General features: G+C 46.4%; 18 protein-coding genes. 12 read left to right on the forward strand and 6 right to left on the reverse strand.

The features are described from left to right. Positions 1 to 115: 115 nt before the first annotated feature. The 7 genes from AB0L18_RS01130 (at position 116) to AB0L18_RS01160 (ending at position 7,500) form a co-directional block, all read left to right on the forward strand. The gene (locus AB0L18_RS01130) at positions 116 to 1,006 is read left to right on the forward strand and encodes a flavin reductase (RefSeq protein ID WP_367390749.1); all 891 of its coding nucleotides are present in this window, start codon (positions 116 to 118) and stop codon (positions 1,004 to 1,006) included. Between the two features lie 323 nt (positions 1,007 to 1,329). Beyond that, a complete protein-coding gene (locus tag AB0L18_RS01135; protein ID WP_367390750.1) occupies positions 1,330 to 2,352 on the forward strand; it encodes a hypothetical protein in 1,023 nt (340 codons plus the stop codon). A 67-nt stretch (positions 2,353 to 2,419) separates the two neighbouring features. Next, positions 2,420 to 2,977, forward strand: coding sequence for an RNA polymerase sigma factor (locus AB0L18_RS01140; protein WP_367390751.1), 558 nt, complete (start codon positions 2,420 to 2,422; stop codon positions 2,975 to 2,977). 11 nt (positions 2,978 to 2,988) lie between these two features. Continuing rightward, positions 2,989 to 4,338: a hypothetical protein gene (locus AB0L18_RS01145; protein ID WP_367390752.1), complete on the forward strand. Its 1,350-nt coding sequence runs from the start codon at positions 2,989 to 2,991 to the stop codon at positions 4,336 to 4,338. Between the two features lie 222 nt (positions 4,339 to 4,560). Beyond that, positions 4,561 to 5,433 (forward strand): pirin family protein, encoded by an 873-nt coding sequence (locus tag AB0L18_RS01150; RefSeq protein ID WP_367390753.1) that lies wholly within the window; start codon positions 4,561 to 4,563, stop codon positions 5,431 to 5,433. Positions 5,434 to 5,527: 94 nt separating this feature from the next. Next, positions 5,528 to 6,409, forward strand: a complete 882-nt coding sequence (locus AB0L18_RS01155; RefSeq protein ID WP_367390754.1) for a helix-turn-helix domain-containing protein — start codon at positions 5,528 to 5,530, stop codon at positions 6,407 to 6,409. A gap of 227 nt (positions 6,410 to 6,636) precedes the next feature. Next, positions 6,637 to 7,500 carry an NAD(P)-dependent oxidoreductase gene (locus AB0L18_RS01160; RefSeq protein WP_367390755.1) on the forward strand — a complete coding sequence of 288 codons (864 nt, stop codon included), beginning with the start codon at positions 6,637 to 6,639 and terminating at the stop codon, positions 7,498 to 7,500. A gap of 11 nt (positions 7,501 to 7,511) precedes the next feature. Here the strand turns inward: AB0L18_RS01160 and AB0L18_RS01165 are convergent, their stop codons facing one another. Next, positions 7,512 to 10,379, reverse strand: a complete 2,868-nt coding sequence (locus AB0L18_RS01165) for a triple tyrosine motif-containing protein (protein WP_367390756.1) — start codon at positions 10,377 to 10,379, stop codon at positions 7,512 to 7,514. A 330-nt stretch (positions 10,380 to 10,709) separates the two neighbouring features. On the opposite strand from AB0L18_RS01165, the gene AB0L18_RS01170 reads away from it, so the two are divergent. From AB0L18_RS01170 to AB0L18_RS01180, 3 genes are all read left to right on the forward strand, one after another. Then, a complete protein-coding gene (locus AB0L18_RS01170) occupies positions 10,710 to 11,567 on the forward strand; it encodes a family 16 glycosylhydrolase (protein WP_367390757.1) in 858 nt (285 codons plus the stop codon). 299 nt (positions 11,568 to 11,866) lie between these two features. Continuing rightward, on the forward strand, positions 11,867 to 13,423 hold the full coding sequence (locus AB0L18_RS01175) for a sugar porter family MFS transporter (RefSeq protein WP_367390758.1): 1,557 nt from the start codon (positions 11,867 to 11,869) through the stop codon (positions 13,421 to 13,423). A 189-nt stretch (positions 13,424 to 13,612) separates the two neighbouring features. Beyond that, positions 13,613 to 14,935, forward strand: a complete 1,323-nt coding sequence (locus tag AB0L18_RS01180) for a glycoside hydrolase family 2 TIM barrel-domain containing protein (protein ID WP_367390759.1) — start codon at positions 13,613 to 13,615, stop codon at positions 14,933 to 14,935. A gap of 109 nt (positions 14,936 to 15,044) precedes the next feature. Here AB0L18_RS01180 and AB0L18_RS01185 read toward each other — a convergent pair whose 3' ends face one another. The 5 genes from AB0L18_RS01185 to AB0L18_RS01205 form a co-directional block, all read right to left on the reverse strand. Then, positions 15,045 to 15,926 (reverse strand): DUF4349 domain-containing protein, encoded by an 882-nt coding sequence (locus tag AB0L18_RS01185; protein ID WP_367390760.1) that lies wholly within the window; start codon positions 15,924 to 15,926, stop codon positions 15,045 to 15,047. A 23-nt stretch (positions 15,927 to 15,949) separates the two neighbouring features. Further along, positions 15,950 to 16,510, reverse strand: a complete 561-nt coding sequence (locus AB0L18_RS01190) for an HD domain-containing protein (RefSeq protein ID WP_367390761.1) — start codon at positions 16,508 to 16,510, stop codon at positions 15,950 to 15,952. A 25-nt stretch (positions 16,511 to 16,535) separates the two neighbouring features. Beyond that, entirely contained in the window at positions 16,536 to 16,892 is a 357-nt protein-coding gene (locus AB0L18_RS01195) for a bleomycin resistance protein (protein WP_367390762.1), read from the reverse strand. 39 nt (positions 16,893 to 16,931) lie between these two features. Further along, a complete protein-coding gene (locus AB0L18_RS01200) occupies positions 16,932 to 17,825 on the reverse strand; it encodes a sugar phosphate isomerase/epimerase family protein (protein ID WP_367390763.1) in 894 nt (297 codons plus the stop codon). Between the two features lie 96 nt (positions 17,826 to 17,921). Next, a complete protein-coding gene (locus AB0L18_RS01205) occupies positions 17,922 to 18,926 on the reverse strand; it encodes an aldo/keto reductase (RefSeq protein WP_367390764.1) in 1,005 nt (334 codons plus the stop codon). A 159-nt stretch (positions 18,927 to 19,085) separates the two neighbouring features. Here AB0L18_RS01205 and AB0L18_RS01210 point away from each other — a divergent pair, with 159 nt between their 5' ends. Then, positions 19,086 to 20,219, forward strand: coding sequence for an NAD(P)/FAD-dependent oxidoreductase (locus AB0L18_RS01210; protein ID WP_367390765.1), 1,134 nt, complete (start codon positions 19,086 to 19,088; stop codon positions 20,217 to 20,219). Positions 20,220 to 20,513: 294 nt separating this feature from the next. Further along, positions 20,514 to 21,239, forward strand: coding sequence for a methyltransferase domain-containing protein (locus AB0L18_RS01215; protein WP_367390766.1), 726 nt, complete (start codon positions 20,514 to 20,516; stop codon positions 21,237 to 21,239). Positions 21,240 to 21,302: the final 63 nt, after the last annotated feature.

The following is a 21,302-nucleotide window of genomic DNA, read 5'->3' on the forward strand; positions in this document are numbered from 1 at the left end:
CGCCGATAAAACTGGATAGAACACTGATTTAACGGATTAGACAGATTTACACGGTTTTAAACTCAGAGCATCAATCATCAGGGACGGAGAAAAAAATAAGTCAAACTACTAAGTAATGAATATCACTACCATCATCCCCGGTGAAGTATCCACGGGCAGATTACATGGTTTTTTGGTTTCAGCAGTGGCGCCGCGGCCCATTGCTTTTGCCAGTACGATCGATAAAGAAGGGAACGTCAACTTGAGTCCTTTCAGTTTTTTCAATGTTTTTGGGGCCAACCCACCGATTTTGATTTTCTCGCCCGCGCGACGGGTGCGAGACAACACCAGTAAGCATACGCTGGAAAACATTCAGGAAGTACCCGAAGTGGTCATCAACATCGTGAACTACCCCATGGTAGAGCAAATGTCGCTGAGTAGTACCGAGTACGACAAGGGCGTCAATGAATTTGTGAAAGCTGGCTTTACGGAAGTGGCTTCCGAAAAAGTAGGGCCACCTCGTGTAGGAGAAGCACCAGTAGCGATGGAATGTGTGGTAGAACAAGTCATAGAAACGGGTGAAGAAGGCGGTGCTGGCAACCTGGTTATCGCCAGAATAGTAGCCATGCATATTCGCAATGAATACCTCAATGAGCAAGGAACGCTGGACACCCACAAGCTGGATCTAGTGGCCCGCATGGGCGAAAGCTGGTACTGCCGCGCCAGCGGTGATGCCCTCTTTGAGATCCCCAAACCACTTCAGACCCTGGGCATCGGCGTTGATCAGTTGCCGGAGCGCATCCGTAATAGCAACATCCTCACCGGCAACAACCTGGGTCGATTGGGAAATGTAGAGCAGCTGCCGGACGAGGCCGCGATAAAGGCTTATGTGAACACTGACCCAGAGATGCAAGCATTGCTGAAGGAGCGCCCAGATGACCAACAGGCACTACACCTTTATGCTCAGACATTATTGGCCCTAGACAAGGTAGAGGAGGCGCTGATGGTGTTGCTTTGGGAAGCTTAAAACTATGAGTTAACCACTTGACGGTTCGAATGACAACGCAAGCTAAACCTATACTGAACGAGGCACAGTATAGGCCAATTACTGATACATTATTCCTGCATTAGAGTTGTTCTGCTGGGGGCTGTTTTAGGAACTCCGAGCGAAGCGATCACGACCAAAGGAAGTAAAACGCTAAAATTTTATTCTGGGCAAGGCAAAGGCATGGCCCCAAAACAAACCAACAATACTTTTTTTAGAAAAAAGAGCGCACAACTGTCACGTTTGGTCATTGGCGTAGATATAAGAGAGTGAATAGAAAATATTTCACCAACTTAGATCAACCAATGATGTCAACCACACAACTACTAACCCGTCTTTTGGCCTTATTCCTAATGGCCACCACCCTGCTAGCTTGTGACCCTGAAAATATTGATGATACTTCTTTAACACCCGTCTTCGATTGTCCAGATATCGACGCGAATATTGGTGACGATTGTCTGACGGCTGCGGGGAGTGCCGGCACCGTGAATACAGATTGCGAGTGTGAACTCCCCACCAGTTATGACTGCCCAGATAGCAATGCCAATATTGGTGATGAATGTGAGACACCGGCTGGCGCTACTGGTGCCATAAATGCAGATTGCGAATGTGAGCTAACCACCAGCTATGATTGCCCAGACAGTAATGCCAATATTGGTGACGCCTGTGAGACACCAGCTGGAGGTACTGGTACCATAAATGCAGATTGCGAATGTGAGCTAACCACCAACTATGACTGCCCAAACATCAATGCCAATATTGGTGATGATTGCACGACCGCAGCAGGGGTTATAGGTACTGTAAATGCAGATTGTGAGTGTGAACAGCCCGGAGTAGACTGCCCGAATCTTAATGCAAACATTGGCGATGCCTGTTTTATTCAGGGTGGATTTTTTGGAATAATCAACGAAGATTGCAACTGTATCTTTGTCATCAACTATGATTGTCCAGATATCAATGCCAATATCGGTGATGTATGTATGACCGCAGCAGGTAATGTGGGTTCCGTAAATGCAGATTGTGAATGTGAACTCCCGGAAGTAGACTGTCCTGACCTGGGCCTGAATATCGGCGACGATTGTTCGAATCCAGTTGGAGGTGCCGGTACTGTAAATGCAGATTGCGAATGCGAAATGGATGCCGTAGATTGCCCAGAACTGGGCCTCAACATTGGAGATATATGCCCATTAGATGACCACTACGGTCGAGTAACCACAGACTGTGAGTGCGAGTACCAATGTCCTGATTTACAACTTAATTTTGGTGATGACTGTATCCGCGCCGATGGAACAGTAGGATATGTGCACCAAAACTGTGATTGTATATAAGCACAAAAACATACGGCTGCAACCGGATTATGCTGGTTGCAGCCTTTTGGATAAGGACATGAAAAACATGGAGTTAAGTATTCAACTGATAGAACGATGTATAGCTAATGAGCGAGCTGCACAACGCCAGTTATACGGGATACTTATGCCCTACCTGAACCTTATCTGTCTGCGGTATTTAAATAATTCGGAAGAATTACAAGATACCTTGCAAGAGGTATTCATCCTGATTTTTAAAAATATTCGACAGTTTGATCAGCAAAGAGCCAGTTTCAAAACGTGGGCGACACAAATTGCTATCAACTATTGCTTAAAAAACAACCGCACTTACCAGCTAAAAGGAACACATGAATTAATTGTTCCACTACACGAAACACCTATTGATCCAACTATCATAAATACCCTTAGTGAACGTGATTTATTGAGATGGTTGAAAAAAATGCCCGAATCGTATTTTCAAGTTTTCAACCTCTATGTAGTCGATGGCTTCTCGCATCGTGAGATTGCCGAAATACTACAAATTGATGAATCCCTATCACGACAGCGACTAACCCGAAGTAGGACGTGGTTAAAACAAAACCTACCGGAACACTTGCAAGCAAAAATTCGCCTCAACTGTAATTAAAGACTTCCTGTATGCATTACTTCGAAGAAGAATATCAAAAACGATTCAAAGAGGGTCAGTCTACCGAAGGAGTAGACTCCGATCAGCTTTGGGCCAATATCGAAAGTGCTTTGCCTCCAGAGAATAAACGCAGAGGGGGGACTTGGGTGTGGGTCTGTCTGGTATTATTATTTGGAATTCTAGCAGGTAGCTATTATTTCTATTCTGTTGCCCCAAAAGAGATAAATAACAACACAGACGCTACCGCTATTCTTGGGAACGAAGCTGTCCACAACACAGATGAGCTAAACCCAACAACAGCAGCAAATGTGCAAATGAAAACCTATTCTTCATTGGATGTTACTCACAATAAAGAGGAATTCATTATTTCGACGCAAAATGATGGACTTACATTGCCCCTACCTACCAAAGACGTAATAGCGATTAATGAACACTCAAGGTCCAATCCTACCACCGTGTCGCCTAAGAAGCTACTTGCACCGATAGAAAATAGCGTTAATATCTACACCTCAATTTCCGTAGATAAACACGAGAAGAAAATTTCACCTACAACAAGTGCAGAAGCTACATCTGATACAATTGCTACCTCACCTGTTGTTGCTAAGCTTTTTGTCCCATTAGCCGGCTTGGTAAAAGCACCTAGGGCAGTAGTATTACCTGCCATTGTATTGCCATCACCGATTGTTGTTGGCCAAACCAAGGCTTTACCTCCAAGCCTGGGCTTCTTTAGCGGAATATCCTATTGGGAGGAACGATCAACTAGGCCTGACAGTCCTTTTTCCCAACAACTTGACGGCCTGCTCAAATCGGAGACGGGGCTAAGTACGGCTATGGAAATACGTCTGCCACTATCACCATCTATCGACCTGATTAGTGGTTTCCACTACAACTATAGTCGGGCTGTTTTTGAATACAGTCGGAGCTGGGACACGGTTATGTATCGCAATAATGTACCTGGTGCCGAACTAATCAATGCTCTAGGATTCCGGGAAGTGAAGCATCATAACAGCTTGCAAACACTTACCATTCCATTATTTGCAGGATGGAGCAGTAAGGGCAAAAGGATGCAGATAGGTGTAAATGCGGGCGTAGGGTTGAATCTGCTATTAGAGACCACTGGCAGGTCACTCAATGCGTCGGGGGAAGTATTCACATTTAATGCGACCAATACCCCCTACCCTGATATTTATCTTTCATACCATGTACAACCACAGTTGAGTTATCCGCTAGGTAAGCAGTTTCGGTTGCATTTCCGACCAGGAATTAGTTATCACATCCTAGGAGTATCAGACGTCTATGAAATTAGGCGTACTGCTTTGCGGACGGATTGGAGTCTGGGATTGAGTTGGCGGAGGAAATAATGTCTTGAAACTGGAGGAGTGAGGGTGGGGCGCGATGGGGTGTGTGAAAACTTCCGACACTTCCCAATGCTGATTTTCTATCTTGGATCTTGGGGGGTGGCTTGAACGTATGATCGCACTGGTACGATGAGCCCTATGCTAAACGTATAATCGCACTAGTACGATTGGAGTGTGAGGTATGGGCGACTATACTTATCTTGTGATCGACCAAGATAGGAGAAGATGACGAACAATAAAATGCTCGTAGAAGAGCGAAGCCGTGATATTGGCAACTTTTTGGTGGGGAGGCTACTGCCTTTTCGCCGCAAGCGACAGGTGGGACCTTTTACTTTTATTGACCACATGGGGCCATCAGTTATAGCACCAGGCCAGTACCTGGACATTGACCAGCATCCACACATTGGCCTGTCCACGTTGACCTATCTGCTCGAAGGCGAAATCGAGCACCGGGATAGCACTGGTGCCGAGCAGCTGATCACGCCAGGATCCGTAAATTTCATGACTTCTGGTTATGGCGTCACGCACACAGAAAGAACACCGCAACACCAGCGAAACGGTGACTCCTACCCTATTCATGGCTATCAAGTGTGGGTAGCTTTGCCCAAGGAGCAAGAGGAAATCGCCCCCAATTTTGTGCACATCGCTAAAGAGGATTTGCCGCAATGGGAAGAGAATGGCATGCACCTGACCCTAGTGGCGGGCGAAGGCTACGGGCGAAAATCGCCACTTCCTGTCTACTCCCCCTTGTTTATGGTCGACATAAAAACAGTCAAAAACAATCATCTAGATATACAAGGGCAACTGAAGGGTGAGATTGCCATTGTGGTGGTGGAAGGAGAAGTGAGCAGCGACGAGCAGAGGATCGGTCAGGGACAGATGCTTATCGCAAAAACCGAAGACGAATGTTGCCTGGACTTGGCAGCTCATACCCGCTTGCTGCTATTTGGTGGAGCACCGCTACCGGAAGAACGTTTTCTGTACTGGAATTTTGTTTCGTCAAGTAAAGAACGTATTGAACAGGCGAAAGCTGATTGGAAGGCGAAGGAGTTCCCGATAGTACCCGGCGATACGACCTACATCCCGCTGCCAGAATAACGAGTCATTGTTGGCGTATTCGTAGGATTTTTGCCGTAATACGACTATTTTGTTGTGGTGACAAGGGCTATCTTTCGTCCAGAATTATTTTCACATGATCCTCCTCCCCCAACGTCTTTTTGATAGTCCGCAAGTAAGTACCATCCTTCGCGATGGGAATGTTTGTATCCTTAGAAAATCACTGACAGAAAACGTAGAACAGCGTGAGGGATACATCTCCAACCACGCTATTTCGATGGTGCTGGCCGGTGAGCAACAGCTGCGAACCTATGAAGGCAAGATGGTCAAAGTTCGCGCTGGAGAAGTACTGTTTATCCCTAGAGGTGTTTACTTTGTAACCGACTTACTGCCCAAGCAAGGAAATTTTGAAAGCATTCTCTTCTATTTTGATGACGAACTGATCAGGACTTTTTTGACCAACACCACTGTCCAGGAAGTATCGCGCGAGCAGCTCCCTGAATATTTGAAATTTCCGACCACTCCCCCACTCCAATCCTTTGTGGAAGCCACCCTACAAATTTATGAGCAACACCGCCTAACTGCCAAGGGGGTACTGGAATTGAAAATACTGGAGCTACTCTTGTTGCTCAACCACCAATGTGGGCAACAAATTTTCGCCAATTTCCTGTTCCGGCTTACTTTGCCCAAGAAGCGCAATATCAAGTCGTTTATGCGAGACAATTATGACAAACCGCTAAAGGTGGAAGACTACGCTTACCTAACGGGGCGTAGCATGAGTACTTTTAGAAGAGATTTCAAGGCTTACTTTGAGACAACTCCGCAACAATGGCTCAAAGACCAACGGCTTGAGAAGGCCTTGTTATTAATGAACAAACAAGAAATGAGCGTGACAGAAGTTGCTTATGAGGTAGGTTATGAAAATATTTCTTATTTCATTCGGGCCTTTAAAGACAAAGTAGGTATGTCACCAAAGCAGTTTATGTTGTCTTTGCACCGCAATAAAACAAAACACTAGCTGTATTTTAATGCGTGGTGAACCGGATGGAATTTACTCCATAGAATGGGTGGGGCCACCACCCTGGCGGGGGTGCTCCAAAGTCAAACCTCCATTTCCTCTCTCACGCTCAAATATCCTCGCCTGTCAACAACAACTGACGCTTCAGTATTATTTTTGCCTGATTCTGGTTAGATTGATGTCTTGCAAAGCTCGAGGTTTGCAGCATTAATAAAAGACAAATAAAGATGAAGATTACGTTTGTTGGCTTAGGTATTATGGGCAGTCGGATGGCCGCCAACTTACTAAAAACGGGGGTAGAACTTACCGTATTCAATCGATCGAGTGCGCCAATGGAAACGCTAGCAGCTCAGGGAGCCATAGCTGCCAACAGCATTGGTGAGGCGGTAAAAGATGCGGATATTGTTTTTAGCATGCTCTCTACTCCTCAGGTGGTGCGCGATTTGTTTTTTGGATCAGAAGGAGCTTTGGCCGCAATGAAGTCTCAAGCCCTATGGGCTGATTGTACAACCGTTAATCCTTCCTTTAGCCACGAGGCTGCTACTGAAGCCAGGCATTTCGGTATTCGTTTTGCCGACACCCCGGTAGCGGGTACCAAGCCACAAGCCCAAAACGCCGAACTGGTTTTCTTTGCCGGTGGAGAAGAAACGGATTTGAAAACCCTAAAGCCTTACCTGGACGCGATGGGGTCAAAAACCATTGCCCTAGGAATGACCGGGCAGGGTGCTTCCTTCAAAATGCTGGTCAATATTATGCTGGCGCAATCGATGATTATTTTCTCGGAGGCCGTGCTACTAGGCGAAAAGATGGGCCTTGATAAAGATTTCTTACTGAATACTTTACCTAACCTGGCCGTAGCAGCTCCTTTCACAAAGTTCAAAGCAGAAATGATCCGACAAGATGACTATGAAGTACAGTTTCCACTGGAGTGGATGCAGAAAGACCTTCATCTAGCGGCACTTACAGCGTATGAACACCAACAACCTTTGTACCTTGCCAACCTTGCCAAAGAATTGTTTGCCGCCGCTAGCAAACAGGGGATGACCCGCCTTGATTTTGCAGCGATTCATCGCTACTTAGAAAACGGATAATCCATCTTTTATCAAAAACGCATGATAAAATCGGTGAGATTCGTATTCGTGTCTAGATCGAGTTTTTTGCGGAGGCGGTAGCGGCTGATCTCGACACCCCTAACGGAGATATTCATAAGGGGTGCGATCTCTTTGGTAGTCAGATTCATGCGGAGGTAGGCGCAAAGTTTTTGATCCTTAGGAGTCAAGTCGGGATAAGCCTCCCGCAGGTTGCGCAAAAAGTTTTCGTGCACCTGATCAAAGTAAGCCTCAAATTGCTCCCAGTTGCTATCGAGGCGGATATTGCCATCGATAGTGTGGATGATTTTCTGCAATTTCTTGCGGTTTTCTTCCGTGCTGACCTGTTTGTGAACCTTGGCCAACTCCTTTTTTATCTTTAGTAGGACCTCTCCTTTTTGCACCAAGTGCATGGTGGCTGATGCCAACTGGGAAGTACGGTGCTGAATATCAGACTGTAGATTTTCGCTGCGCAAACGGTCAATTTCTTCTTCTGATTTTTCTTTTTCCTGTTGGAACTCGGCTTCTTTTTCGGCGAGGGTTTTAGCCTGATTGGCTTCGAAGGCTTGGCGTTCCTTTTCAATTTTCTTCGAAAAATAGACGAATGCCCCACCCAAGGCTAGTAAGCCTAAAAGAAAATAGACCGTTTTGGCTAAGGTAGAGGCGTACCAGGGTGGTAAAATCGTGAAGCGATATACCACTGCCTCACTAATCGTACCGTAGGTGTTTTGAGCTTGTACCTGAAACTCATAGTCTCCACTGGCCAAGTTGGTAAATTCCTTCTCCGTTCTCGAACTCCAGCTCGACCACTCGTCTTCGTACCCCTTCAACCAATACCGGTAATTCAATTGATCGATTTGTTCGTAGAAAGGTGCTGCGTAGGAAAAATGTAGGGCATTGAGATGAATAGCCAATTCTTGTACTTCCTGCGCGGTAGCATTTGAAGGAAGGAGGAGCCCATCACTATACAGCAAAGAGTCTGCTCCTGAGATGGTTCGCACCTGACGAAGTAGCACGTTGAGGTGCAAATCTCTTTGCGCTCCTCGCTGTGGCGAATAACTGACAAACCCGTTCTCCGTGGCAATGATCGTATTGTCTTTATCTATGGCGTAGATTTCTTCAAATCCATCAACCAGTTCTTCTTGTAGATGATTAAAAAACAGATGGTCTATTCCGGGGCGTTCCAAAAAACCTTTTTCTTGGATGTTCAAACAACCAAACTCTTTGCCCATAGAAAACCATAGTTTTTCTTCCTCGTCTTGCAGTAATCGATGGATTTCTTTCTTACCACCCAGTATTTTATTGAAAGACTCATACGGTTCAAACCGGTCACTTTCCTGATTGTAGGAGTAGACGCCTTCCAGGGTCGTAAACAAAACCTCCTCACCAATTTTCAGAACATTAATACCGATAGTTCCTGGTAGCCCATCTTGCTCCCCAAAATACCTCACTTCTGCAATTTGATAATCATCCTTGAGGCGAATTTTAAAAAGCCCTTTGTAGGCATGCGAAACCCAAATATTGCCAGCTTGATCCTGCTCAATGACTCTGGCCGACTCGTCAAAGCCATCTATACGATGCTTAAATCGCCAAGTTGGGTTCTCCTCACTACCCGTATTTTCGTAAAGGTATAACCCTGTGTATCCACCTTCAATCGCCAGAGAAGAGGTGCCATTCAGCCGCATTATTTTCCAGGCGCCTTGTGGCGGTGAGATCGCAGCAATTTTTCCTTTTTCCAACTGGAAAGTTCCGGCGTGAGAATTGATAATTAGGGAGGACCCCAGACGATTTAATCCCCAAATTTGGCCTTTTACGCCTCCAACTTTGCTCACCTGGTTACGTCGAGTACTTTTGTAGGGCAATGGCCAATCGATACTAAAAAGTCCCTGGTTAGTACCTAAATACAGTTTACCTTCGTACAATTCGGCTGCATATCCAGTACCTTCTAAACCAATTTCATCGGCAATCCTGGCGAAAGGCATACTTATCTCCACATAATCAATACCATTGTCTAAGGCCAACCAGTAGTTGTTTAATCGATCCTGGGTAATGGCCAGGATGGTATTGTTCTGTAAGCCCGTATCTTTATTAAGATGTAAAAGTGCCTTCCCTTCCTGATCTATGATAACCAAGCCGTCTTGAGCAGTACCGATAGCGATATCCTTGTTGGGTAAAAGTAAAGCACAGTATGCCTGGTTCTTTTGTAAAAACGAAGAAACCTCCGTTTGCCAAGGGGTAATGCGATTGCCGGAAAAACGATAGAGACCGGAAAAATCAGAAATAATGAGTAAATCCTTCCCCTGGGGAAGAATACTCGCTATTCGAAAATCATTGAATTGTTCCCCACCAGGAAGAAGCACAAATCGTCCTTCTTCCCAACGCACCAGACCTTTACCTCTTTCTTGTGCGTATAATTGGTCATTAACAAAAAAGAAATTCTGAAATCTTTGGGGAGATTTTACGACTAAGAAAGTATCGTCTTCATAGACAAACAATGCCTTTTGGGTGCAAAAGAAAACACGCTCTTCCGTTGGAAAGATTTTCCACACGTCTTCAAAACTCCGATCCTCCACAGCTAGCCTGTCCGTGAAAGAGTGGTATTCAATCTGCGCTTGTGCATTTTTGGACAACCAGCCAAACTCATCCTGGCCTCCTATGAAAATACGCCCATCCAGTCCTTTGGCTACCGACCGTACGACCGTACGATTGGGCATCGGCAACAAATCCCAATGGGTGCCGTCAAAAAATAACGCACCTTTATTGTTGCCAAAAACCATCATCCCGCTTTCATCCTGGATGACGCTCCAGTTTTGAGTCCCAGCATTGTACTCATCCTTGGCATAATTAATGACCTGAGGGATGCCAAACACCGTAGACTGCATATAGGATTTCAAGGAAAATCCAATCAAAAATAAAAGTAATAGTGCTAGTCTCCTGCTCTTTGATGTAGCCATAGTATCACTGCGAGAAAGTACAATTCGTTTGCTAACAACCGCCTGTAGTGGCTTGGATCGTTGACAACCCCCCAATTTTACTGGGTTTAATTTATTTATGCCTCTTCGCGAAGATAGCCGAATAATTGAAATGATGTAGTTGTGATGAGGTGTTATGTTAACTGTACGACTATAGAAGTATCGGTGATGTAATAAGCATTACTTTTTTATTCCATAAATTTGGTTGTGTAAACTTTCACAAAATAAAAATCCAAAAAAATGACCAATTCCCCAACATACCTCCTAGGCAGCTTGGTGCTAAGCGTGATGCTATTTGCCTGTAATAAGCCAGAAGAAGTTGCCGGCTGCCAATTCCCCACTGATCTCGAGAGCAGCTATGAACTCATCTGGAGTGACGAATTCGAGGGTGCCGAAATCGACCGAAACAAATGGTCTTTTGATTTAGGTGATGGCTGTGATTTAGGTATTTGCGGCTGGGGAAACAACGAACTGGAATACTACACCGACCGTTCACAGAATGCTTACCTGGAAAATGGCAACCTGGTCATCAAAGCGCGTAAAGAAACGCCCCTTTACCTCAATCAACACCAATACACCTCTTCCCGGATGGTCACCAAAAACAAAGGTGACTTCCGCTACGGCCGAGTAGATGTAAAAGCCCGTCTACCTATCGGCCAGGGCCTGTGGCCTGCTATTTGGATGCTGCCTACCGACAATGCTTACGGTGGCTGGCCACGTAGTGGAGAAATAGACATCATGGAAAATATTGGCAGTGAACCCGACCGCATTTTTGGTACTATTCACTATGGACATGATTACTGGCGTTTTACCTCCGAAGGGATTACCAAAGAAGAAGGACCTAACTTCGCAGAAGAATTCCACGTTTATACCCTACTCTGGAACGAAGATTGCTTGATGATGATGGTTGATGGGGAAAAATATGCTGGTCCTTACTCCAGAAGTACGACGCTGCCAACCACCTGGCCTTTTGATCAAAATTTCCACTTATTGCTGAATGTCGCAGTAGGGGGTAATCTACCTGGTAATCCTACACCAAGTACCCAGTTTCCTCAGACTATGGAAGTGGACTACGTGCGTGTCTACTCAGAAAAATAAATCACGGTATCCTTTATTAAACAAGTACTTTAAAATATGCCGAAATTTCTAACTTTACGATAACTTCAATTTTTATAGACTACTGGTCTTCCGTGGCTAGTAGTCTATAACTTACGCTCCTCTCCCCCACTCCACTGATTGAAAACAATAGTCTTCTTGTTCTGCTGGGTTAATATTCCCACCAACGCTGGATCACAGCGTAAGGTAAACTGATCCAACAGAACAAGTCTAACACTTACTCGCGTGTTTACGATAAGCACCGAGGCCTTTTCTTCATGTTCCTAATCTAAACCATAAAGATGAACAAGAATATTTCCTATATCGTTACTACGGCCCTCATCGTTGCACTTGGAGGCTTCCTTATGGGCTTTGATGCTTCGGTAATTTCTGGCGTGAATAAATTTATAGAACTGGAGTTCAGCCTTACTAAACTGCAAGTAGGTTGGGCAGTAAGTTCGCTTACCCTTACTGCTACTTTAGCCATGTTGGTAGCTGGGCCACTCAGCGATAAAATCGGGCGTCGCCAAGTCCTCAAAATAGCGGCTATTTTGTACGCACTTTCGGCTATTTTTTCCGCAATTGCCCCTTCCTACGTGACGCTGGTTCTCGCCCGGATGCTCGGTGGTTTTGGCGTAGGAGCTTCCTTGATTATTGCCCCGATGTATATTGCTGAAATTTCACCGGCAGCCATACGTGGCCGGATGGTATCTTTCAACCAGTTGAACATTGTTCTGGGTATTTCTGTGGCCTTTTTCACCAACTATTTAATCCTGCAATGGGGCAAATCCGATGCCAGTTGGGTGCAGACACTCAAATTTGATGAATGGAATTGGCGCTGGATGCTTGGCATCGAAGCAATTCCTGCTGTTCTCTATTTCCTAGGCTTGTTTTTTGTGCCGCGTAGTCCACGTTGGTTAGTCATGAAAGGAGAGTTCGATGAAGCACTAGAAGTAATGAGTAAGGCTACCGGTCCACAAGTAGCCAATGAGGAAATGTCGGAAATTAAGAAGGCCATTGACGCCGACACCAATAAGCAAGAAGCTCCACTCAGCGAGCTTTTCAAAAAATCCATGATGCTAGTGCTTACGATTGGCATCGTGGTCGGTGTTCTCCAACAAATTACGGGGATCAACTCCGTTTTCTTTTACGCTCCAATGATCTTTGAGCAATCAGGGATTGGTACCGACGCCTCCTTCTCACAAGCCATTTATGTAGGTCTTATCAATTTGGTGTTCACTTTAATTGCCATCGCACTCATTGACAAGCTAGGGCGTAAACCCTTGCTCATTGGAGGTATGGCTGGTATCGTCATCTGTATGTTCCTGTTGGCCTACAGTTTCAATACTGCTACTTATACCCTCACCGAAACAGCTGTAAGCAGTTTACCTGCCGAGGTCAATAAAGATGCACTGGCCACTATTGTCGGTACTACTTTTGATAATGACCTGGATTATAAAGCCTCCCTTTCAGCAGCCATTGGTGATGCCGCAGGTACCTACGAATCGGATCTACTCAAAGGAGCCATAAATATCAACCCCACCATAGTATTGTTAGGAATTCTCGGTTTTGTCGCTTCCTTTGCGGTCTCGATCGGGCCAGTGATGTGGGTGCTCTTTTCCGAATTGTTCCCCAATAAGGTACGAGGGCTTGCTATCTCCTTTGTAGGATTGATCAACTCTGCCGTCAGCTTCCTCGTACAGCTGGTTTTTCCCTGGGAGCTGGCAACACTTGGCACAGGCACCACCTTCATGATTTATGGAATATTTGGCCTAATAGGCCTCATCTTTATCGTGTTAGTCGTACCTGAAACCAAAGGTAAATCGCTGGAAGAGCTTGAGCGACAATTGGTAAAGTAAGCGATAAGCTAAACTTTCGGTAAAATGTCAAAAGTCGCTAAGGGACACGCAGCGATGGCATCGCCACTTTGAGTAGAAGGTAGCGGGATTTGGGTGCTCTCTGAGGAAACCAATTCCCTATACCTTCTACCATAAGGGTGCAAAGCAGCCCAAATCCCTATAATGCGGGCTTTTTTTTATAAAAAACTAATGATTGTGATAAGATTAAGTATACTCCTGTTTGCCCTTGCCATTTTGCAAGGATGCAACTCACCGGAACCAACAACAGCTACCAATTCGGGCATCACTAAAGCCGAAATTCGCCAAACGGACGGTAATTATCAACTCTTTGTCAATGGAGAACCCTTTTTTATTGAAGGAGCAGGCTTGGAATTTGGCAACGTAGAAGCACTTGCCAAACACGGTGGTAACTCCTTCCGTACCTGGCGCACCGACAATGGTCAATCCAGCGGGCAAGAGGTGCTCGATCGGGCACAGGCCAACGGCTTACTGGTTACCATGGGCATTGAGGTAGCCCGTGAGCGACACGGCTTTGACTACAATGATGAAGCCGCTGTCAAGGAACAATTCGAAAGAATAAAGACCGAAATTCAGGCTTACAAAGACCACCCGGCACTCATCATTTGGGCCATTGGCAACGAACTCAACCTGCGAGCTACCAACCCTAAAGTTTGGGATGCCGTCAACCAGATTTCGGAATACATCCACGAAGTAGATCCTAACCATCTTACCACTTCTACGCTAGCGGGTATTGATAAGGAACTCGTAGATAATATCAAGGAAAGAGCTTCCGATCTCGACTTGCTCAGTATTCAGATGTACGCCGACATCGTCAACCTCAAGCAAAAGGTGACCGAATCGGGCTGGACAGGCCCCTACATGGTAACGGAATGGGGAGCTACTGGCCACTGGGAAGTAGGCACCACCGCCTGGGAAGCTCCCATAGAAAACAACAGCACCCAAAAAGCCAACTTCTACCTCGAACGCTACCAGCAGGCGATCCTCCCCAACCGCGACCAATGCGTAGGCTCTTACGTCTTCCTCTGGGGACAAAAGCAGGAACGCACGCCCACCTGGTACGGCATGTTTATGCCCGACGGTGAAGAAACGGCCTCTGTAGATGTGATGCACTACCTCTGGAACGATACCTGGCCCGACAACCGCAGCCCACAGCTGGATTCCTTTTTACTAAATGGGCAAATGGCCGCTAGCAATATCTACCTCGAAGCTGGAAAGTCCTATACGAGTGAGGTCTTTGCCAGTGACCCAGACGGTGATGCACTTACGTACCACTACGAAATCAAACCTGAAAGCACTGACCTTGGAGATGGTGGCGACCACGAGTCGGTTCCTCCATCACTGGAAGGCCTGATCACCGAAAGCAATCAGGCAGCGATCAGCTTTACTGCTCCCGAAACGGAAGGTGCCTACCGTATCTTGGTGACTGTTGCCGATGGGCAAAACCATATGGGGCATGCGAATATTCCGTTTTATGTGAAAGCGAGGAAGTAGAAAGTGGGAAGAAATCTGAACCACATAAGACACATAAGTATTTGAAAGAAAGAAACTTATACGTCTTATGTGGTTCATTTTTTTCAAAAGCGGCAGTAATGCACGTTGCTTACATCTTCTCCTTTACCCAATCCCAAATCTTTAGGGAAAAGAAAGCGGCAGCCGTCGTAAGCAGAAGCATTCCTATGAACATAAAATATTGTTCAATGGCCCATGTGAAAGCGGTACGGAGACGGCTTGTAAACGAAACTTCGCGAACCCTCCTTTCTGTAAGGTCTAACTTAACGGTACAAAACTCATTCTCAGCATCGAAGCTGCCTAGCTGTACGCCCAATGCCTGTAGCTGCCCGTCGATCTCCAGAATACGGTTTTCCAAACTTATGTATTCTTCAATTTTTCCACCTTTAGCTTTCAATTCCATCAATGATTGACGGGTATTGCTGAGGGTGAGACGTTTAGCATTTAACTCACGGTATTCGTTGGTCTTATCGGTCTTAACAATGCTGATGGAATTGATCTTATAATTGGCTTGCAAGTGGGCTACAAAACCATCAAATGCGGTAGGAGGGATACCAATTTGGAGGCTCAGCTTTCGGCTCCCTTCATTCCCTGATTTTTGTTGGTACTGGATAATTCCATTTTCTTTTTCAATAGCTGCTTTGATACTGGCTTCATCTTCGCTAAAAGCGGTACTGCTGGCACTAATATTTGCCGTTTTCTCGTACTTCTGATCGACTTGAACCGTAGTAGGTGCTTGCGCTTGTGAAACATCGGCTTTTTTATACTCGTAACTGGAAGAAGCTACATTCACCATCAGGTTATCCATTCTGCTAACGGACTGGGCTACACTGCCATTAGAACCATCATAGTAGGTGATCTCATTTTCCGGATAATAGACATATCCATATATCAGCCTAGCAATAACCAGCAATAGAAATAGTAGGCCAAAACCAATGACCGTGTTGCGTAAACGCGTTTTGAAAGGGCGCATGATGATAAAATTTTGAGGGTTAATTAAATATGCAAATACTTATGATAATCATCAATTTTCTTTTCTAAGCGACTTGCTAGATACGGACTTCCCTCTTTCAATTCAGCGAGAATCAACCTGGCTTCTGCGATGTAATTGGCCTTCTTCTCATTGTCCCAATAATAGGGCGGAGCAGATAAATTGGAGATTCGATCCGCCATCTTGACGGCCCAAACGGCTTTGGGTTGTTGTTTTATACGTTGCAAACTATCCATCATCCGCTCCTCCTTGGGCAGTCCTTCATTCTTGGTGAGCGCTGAAACGCCTTTGGCCACTTCTTCTCCAAACGCGGCCTTCACTTTTTCGTAGCTGTATTCGGTGTCTTCAATGGAGTCGTGCAGCATAGCGCATTTGATGGCCAATCCTACATTCAGACTTGGTTCTACGTTGATGGCATTGAGCATTTCGAAGGTCACGCTTCCGATGTGGTTGAGGTATTCTACGTCCTCGCCCTCCTCCTGGCCGCCATACTTTTGTCCATCATGTAACTTGGATACCAGTTTCCAGATATTTTGTAATTCATCTATTGACCAGGGTGCTTGCATAGTTTCGTGTTTTTGTAGGAGTTTTTCAAACGCTCTGCCCAAAAGTAAGCAGATTGTTATCTGGGTCTAACAGTGCAAATTCTTTTTGCCCCCAGGGTTTCACCTGTAAAGGTGCTGCGGGGTGAATGGGCACTTTTTTTGCCAGTAAGGATTGGTAAAAGTCATCAATATTATCCGTTCGGAAATAGACTTGTCCGTAATTTTCTTTAGGGTTGAGGTCCTTGAATTCAAAAAAATGAAGCTCTATCTGGTCTTTTTTTACCATTAGATAGTCTTCATAATCTGCACTCCCGACCAACTCAAACCCCAACATGTTGAGGTAGTAGTCGCGGGTCAGCGTTTTGTTGCGCATGGGGAGTTTGGGGTGGATGTTTGTGAGCATTGGTAAATTTTCTTTTTCAAAATAGATTTGGAAACTCTTCTATAAGAATTGCTGTAAATTCCTTTTGAAGTATTCGGCACTATCAGCGGCGCTTTTGATGGAATTATGAGCGTAGTTGCCTCCTTGTTCTATGAAATAAAACTCCAGGCCAGAAGCAACAGGATCGGGAAGTAAATCAAGATAATCAATAGACCCGTTCCCCAATTCGGTATAATCTCTTGAAACCTTGTCCATGTCTTTGATATGCCACATCACGTAACGCTTCGGCTGTTTTTCCACCAACTCCTTCGGCGTATAATTAGAAGAGTGCATTACCCAATACATGTCCATCTCCAACTTGACGAGTGCGGGATCGGTTTCTTTTAAAATAATATCAAATCCATTTTCTCCATCGTGATCCTCAAATTCGAAGCCGTGGTTATGGTAAGCGAAGCCAAGGCCCGCCGCAGTGACCTGCTCTCCTATCCCATTCAGCCTTCCTGACATCAGTTTGAAATTATCGAGGGTCCGTTGCTCAGGAGCAATCCACGGCCAGGTAATGTAACGCATTCCCACCGTTTTAGCGCCCTTGATACACTGATCCACAAAACGCTTTAGTGCATCATCCGATTCCTGGAGAAAGGGAGAAAAGCCAAAGTGCCCGCTGGCCACCGAGAGCTCCATATCATCAAGAATTTTCTTGAATTCCGCAGACTTATAGCCATAGAAAGTATCTTCTTCGGGCTCATAGCCATAGGTTTCAAAATCCTCATACCCCATCGCCTTTAAAGTTTTCAGGGTAGCAATGGGGTCCTTGGCCATCTCATCCCGAATGGAATAGAGCTGATAGCCCAGCTTGTATTTAGGCTTGTTGAAAAAAGAGCATGTTGGCAAAGTGAGCAGCGCAGCAGCGCCTACGATGCTTGATTTCTCTAAAAAATTCCGCCTGTTCATTTGAAGATCATTCTGGGTGTTGAATATAAGTCTTTCAATGGTTAGTTTCTTTGAAAACCATCCAAGTTGTCGTTTTTGAAGGTGTTCTCCTTTTATTTACCTCCCTCCGTAAGCCTCAATCATTCGATAAGGATACAACTCCGGCAGCGTGCTCACTGCGTCGAGGCGAGCGACTTCTTCGGTGCTTAGCTCCATGGTGGCAGCTTCCAGGTTTTGCTCCAGTTGTACAAAGGTACGTGCGCCGATGATGACGGAGGGAACGATTTCTTTGTGCAGTAACCACGCCAGAGCCACCGCTACGTGAGAGCTGTTGCGAGCTTTGGCGATCTCATCCACCACGCTGAGAATCTCCCAATTTTGGGACTGGTTGCGGCGCTCCCAGCTTTCTTCCGTATGGTCGGCGGTGGTAGCGATACGGCCTTCAGTAGGTGCTTGATCAGGGCTGTACTTGCCAGACAGGAAGCCACCGCCCAGTGGTCCCCAGGGCAATAGGCCCAAACCTTCGGTGGCACAGAGGTCGGCAAACTCGTATTCCAGGTCGCGCTTCACTAAGCTGTATTGGTACTGGGCTGCGATAAAGGGAGAATAACCCGCCTCATGGGCCATGCCTTGCGCCTTCATCAATTGCCAGGCCTTGAAGTTGGAGATGCCCAGGTAGCGAACCTTGCCGCTGCTCACCAGGTCATCCAATGCCCGCAGCGTTTCGGCCAGCGGTGTGATGGGATCCCAACAGTGCAGGTACAAGAGATCAATGTAATCGGTGCGGAGTCGCCGTAACGAATCGTGGACACTTTCCATGATATGCAAACGCGACAGACCACTCTGGTTGGGGTCCTCCCCCATCGGGAAACGAACTTTGGTCGACAGGATCACCCGCTGGCGCTTGCCCCCCAGGTGGCGACCAATGATCTCTTCGGAACGCCCCTCCGCGTAGACATTGGCGGTATCAATGTGGTTACCACCCGCTGCCAGATAATGATCCATGATGCGCTTGGCTTCGGGTTCAGGCGTCGTACGCTCACTCTTTTCACCAAAGAGCATGGAACCTAAGGTGAGTGGAGTGGTCAGTAGGCCGGAACGGCCGATGGGGGTGTGTTTCATTAAATCTTGGGGTTGTTTATTCTTGAAAAGAAATACCAATGGGTTATTTCCAAAGATAAGGTATTTGAAGGATTTCAGGTGGTAACAATATGCTGCTCAAAAAATCTTACCGTTAACTTTATGGTCAAAGCATTGTTCAAATGAAAACCATTATTGCCCGTGCCCACACCCCTCCACAGCGACATTCTCATCCTCGGCGGTGGCCTGGCTGGCCTCACCAATGCCTTGCACCTCACCAAGGCTGGCCTGCATGTGCGGCTGCTGGAAAAAGGGGAATACCCACGCCATAAAGTTTGTGGGGAGTATATTTCCAATGAGGTCCTCCCCTATCTCGACAGCCTGGGGTTTGATCCCTTTGCGCTGGGGGCAACGGCGATGGAGCGCTGCTTGTTGAGTACCGTAGAGGGAAAAACCGTGGAGGCTCCTTTACCACTGGGAGGCTTCGGATTGAGTCGCTATCGGATGGATAATGAGCTCTATAAATTGGTGCTGGCACAAGGGGGCGAAATCTTACAGGAAACCGTGGAAGACGTACAATTCAATCAGGATCAATTTACAGTCAGCACGCGCTCTGGTCAGGAGTATACAGCACCGCTGGTGATTGGTGCTTTTGGCAAACGCTCCAAACTTGATGTGGCGTTGGATCGCCCCTTTATGCAAAAGAATGCCCCTTATTTGGGCGTCAAAGCGCATTACGCGGGCGATTTCCCCGAAGATTTGGTCGCGCTTTACAACTTTGACGGAGGGTACTGTGGGGTGTCCAAAGTAGAAGAAGGTCGCATCAATATCTGCTACCTGGCCAATTACAACACGTTCAAGACTTACAAAAATCTGGCGACCTACGAGCAGGAAGTGGTCCGTAAAAACCCTTTACTCAACGAGATCCTCCACCAAGTCACACCGCTCTTTGAACGCCCGCTGACCATCAGTCAGATTTCTTTTGCCCGTAAGGAGAATGTCTGCGAACACGTCCTCATGAGCGGCGATGCGGCGGGGATGATCCACCCGCTCTGTGGCAATGGCATGGGCATGGCCATCACCAGTGCGCAACTGCTTTCCCAGGAAATCCTCCAGTATTTCACCAGCAAGCACCCGGATCGCCAACGATTAGAAGCCGCTTATTCCGCACAGTGGCAACAGCAATTTCGCAAGCGGCTCCTCTTCGGCCGGGCCTTCAACGCCCTGTTTTACCGCCCCCAATTCTTCGCAGCCTCTATTTCTCTGCTGACAATCCTGCCCGGTATGTTACCGTTTTTTATTCGGCAGACGCATGGGGAAGTGGTTGATGGTTGATGGTTCAAAAACTTCCGACTTGAAAAGGAGCAACCCTTACACCTCTTAACACAGTGCCTTTTTCGGTGCGGGGTGCGGTAATGTGCGGAGTGTGATTTAAAAATTCCGACTTCCCACTTCTGACTTCCGACCTTGAGCAGTTGTTGGTTGATGGTTCAAAAACTTCCGACTTGAAAAGGAGCAACCCTTACACGCTTACACCTTTCCAACCCTTACACCTCTTAACACAGCACCTTTGTGAAATAAACCAGCCCGCCCATCAAACATTCCCCCAAAATATTCCTTTCTTACTTGATGATCTTTAGCAAAACACGCCACCGGAGCCAGGCTACCGAAATCATGGATGATTTCGAAATGAAGGGTGAGCTTCTGCGCTCCTCCCTTGATCAAATCGCCACTATCAATCAATGGTTGGGCGGCAATAGCGTTACGCTAGGAGGATTAAAAGCACTGCTACAGGGCCAACCCACCTCGGTGCCTTTGCGTATCCTCGACTTAGGCTGTGGCAATGGCGATCTCCTGCGATTAGTGGCAAAATGGGGCAGAAAAACCGGCCGTCAAGTGGAGTTGATCGGTATTGACGGCAACGCCTTTACGGTGAATTATGCACGAAAATTATCGCAAAATTTCCCAGAGATCAGCTACCGGGCAGAGATGATTCCCTCTCCCTTTTTAGCAGAAGGCAACTATGATGTCGTACTCTGTACCTTATTTCTACACCATTTCGCAACGGAAGACCTACAAAATCTGTTGGTGTTATTAAGTAGGCAGGCCAAGCTGGGTATTGTCATCAATGATTTGCACCGTAGTCATCTCGCTTACTTTTTATTCAACCTTATCACCCTGTTCATCCCCAACAGAATGATCAGAGAAGATGGCCTAACCTCCATCCTCCGTGGGTTTAAGAAAAAAGAATTGTTGGCAATAACGGAAAAGCTCCCACTCAAAAAGAGCCGACTCCGCTGGTGCTGGGCCTTCCGCTACCAGTGGATTTTGTGGACAGACAAAAAGACAGCATAATAAACCGCCCCAATGTCGCCAGGATCGCTTTTGGAATTTTCTTCAACAGCTCCTCCTATCGGC

This window comes from Lewinella sp. LCG006 (assembly GCF_040784935.1).
GTDB lineage: Bacteria > Bacteroidota > Bacteroidia > Chitinophagales > Saprospiraceae > Lewinella.

What these genes read in the sequence shown, in the direction of transcription:
- AB0L18_RS01130 (WP_367390749.1), top strand. Translation starts at nt 116, where the DNA reads ATGAATATCACTACCATCATCCCCGGTGAAGTATCCACGGGCAGATTA.
- AB0L18_RS01135 (WP_367390750.1), top strand. Translation starts at nt 1,330, where the DNA reads ATGATGTCAACCACACAACTACTAACCCGTCTTTTGGCCTTATTCCTA.
- AB0L18_RS01140 (WP_367390751.1), top strand. Translation starts at nt 2,420, where the DNA reads ATGGAGTTAAGTATTCAACTGATAGAACGATGTATAGCTAATGAGCGA.
- AB0L18_RS01145 (WP_367390752.1), top strand. Translation starts at nt 2,989, where the DNA reads ATGCATTACTTCGAAGAAGAATATCAAAAACGATTCAAAGAGGGTCAG.
- AB0L18_RS01150 (WP_367390753.1), top strand. Translation starts at nt 4,561, where the DNA reads ATGACGAACAATAAAATGCTCGTAGAAGAGCGAAGCCGTGATATTGGC.
- AB0L18_RS01155 (WP_367390754.1), top strand. Translation starts at nt 5,528, where the DNA reads ATGATCCTCCTCCCCCAACGTCTTTTTGATAGTCCGCAAGTAAGTACC.
- AB0L18_RS01160 (WP_367390755.1), top strand. Translation starts at nt 6,637, where the DNA reads ATGAAGATTACGTTTGTTGGCTTAGGTATTATGGGCAGTCGGATGGCC.
- AB0L18_RS01165 (WP_367390756.1), bottom strand. Translation starts at nt 10,379, where the DNA reads ATGCAGTCTACGGTGTTTGGCATCCCTCAGGTCATTAATTATGCCAAG.
- AB0L18_RS01170 (WP_367390757.1), top strand. Translation starts at nt 10,710, where the DNA reads ATGACCAATTCCCCAACATACCTCCTAGGCAGCTTGGTGCTAAGCGTG.
- AB0L18_RS01175 (WP_367390758.1), top strand. Translation starts at nt 11,867, where the DNA reads ATGAACAAGAATATTTCCTATATCGTTACTACGGCCCTCATCGTTGCA.
- AB0L18_RS01180 (WP_367390759.1), top strand. Translation starts at nt 13,613, where the DNA reads ATGATTGTGATAAGATTAAGTATACTCCTGTTTGCCCTTGCCATTTTG.
- AB0L18_RS01185 (WP_367390760.1), bottom strand. Translation starts at nt 15,926, where the DNA reads ATGCGCCCTTTCAAAACGCGTTTACGCAACACGGTCATTGGTTTTGGC.
- AB0L18_RS01190 (WP_367390761.1), bottom strand. Translation starts at nt 16,510, where the DNA reads ATGCAAGCACCCTGGTCAATAGATGAATTACAAAATATCTGGAAACTG.
- AB0L18_RS01195 (WP_367390762.1), bottom strand. Translation starts at nt 16,892, where the DNA reads ATGCTCACAAACATCCACCCCAAACTCCCCATGCGCAACAAAACGCTG.
- AB0L18_RS01200 (WP_367390763.1), bottom strand. Translation starts at nt 17,825, where the DNA reads ATGAACAGGCGGAATTTTTTAGAGAAATCAAGCATCGTAGGCGCTGCT.
- AB0L18_RS01205 (WP_367390764.1), bottom strand. Translation starts at nt 18,926, where the DNA reads ATGAAACACACCCCCATCGGCCGTTCCGGCCTACTGACCACTCCACTC.
- AB0L18_RS01215 (WP_367390766.1), top strand. Translation starts at nt 20,514, where the DNA reads ATGATCTTTAGCAAAACACGCCACCGGAGCCAGGCTACCGAAATCATG.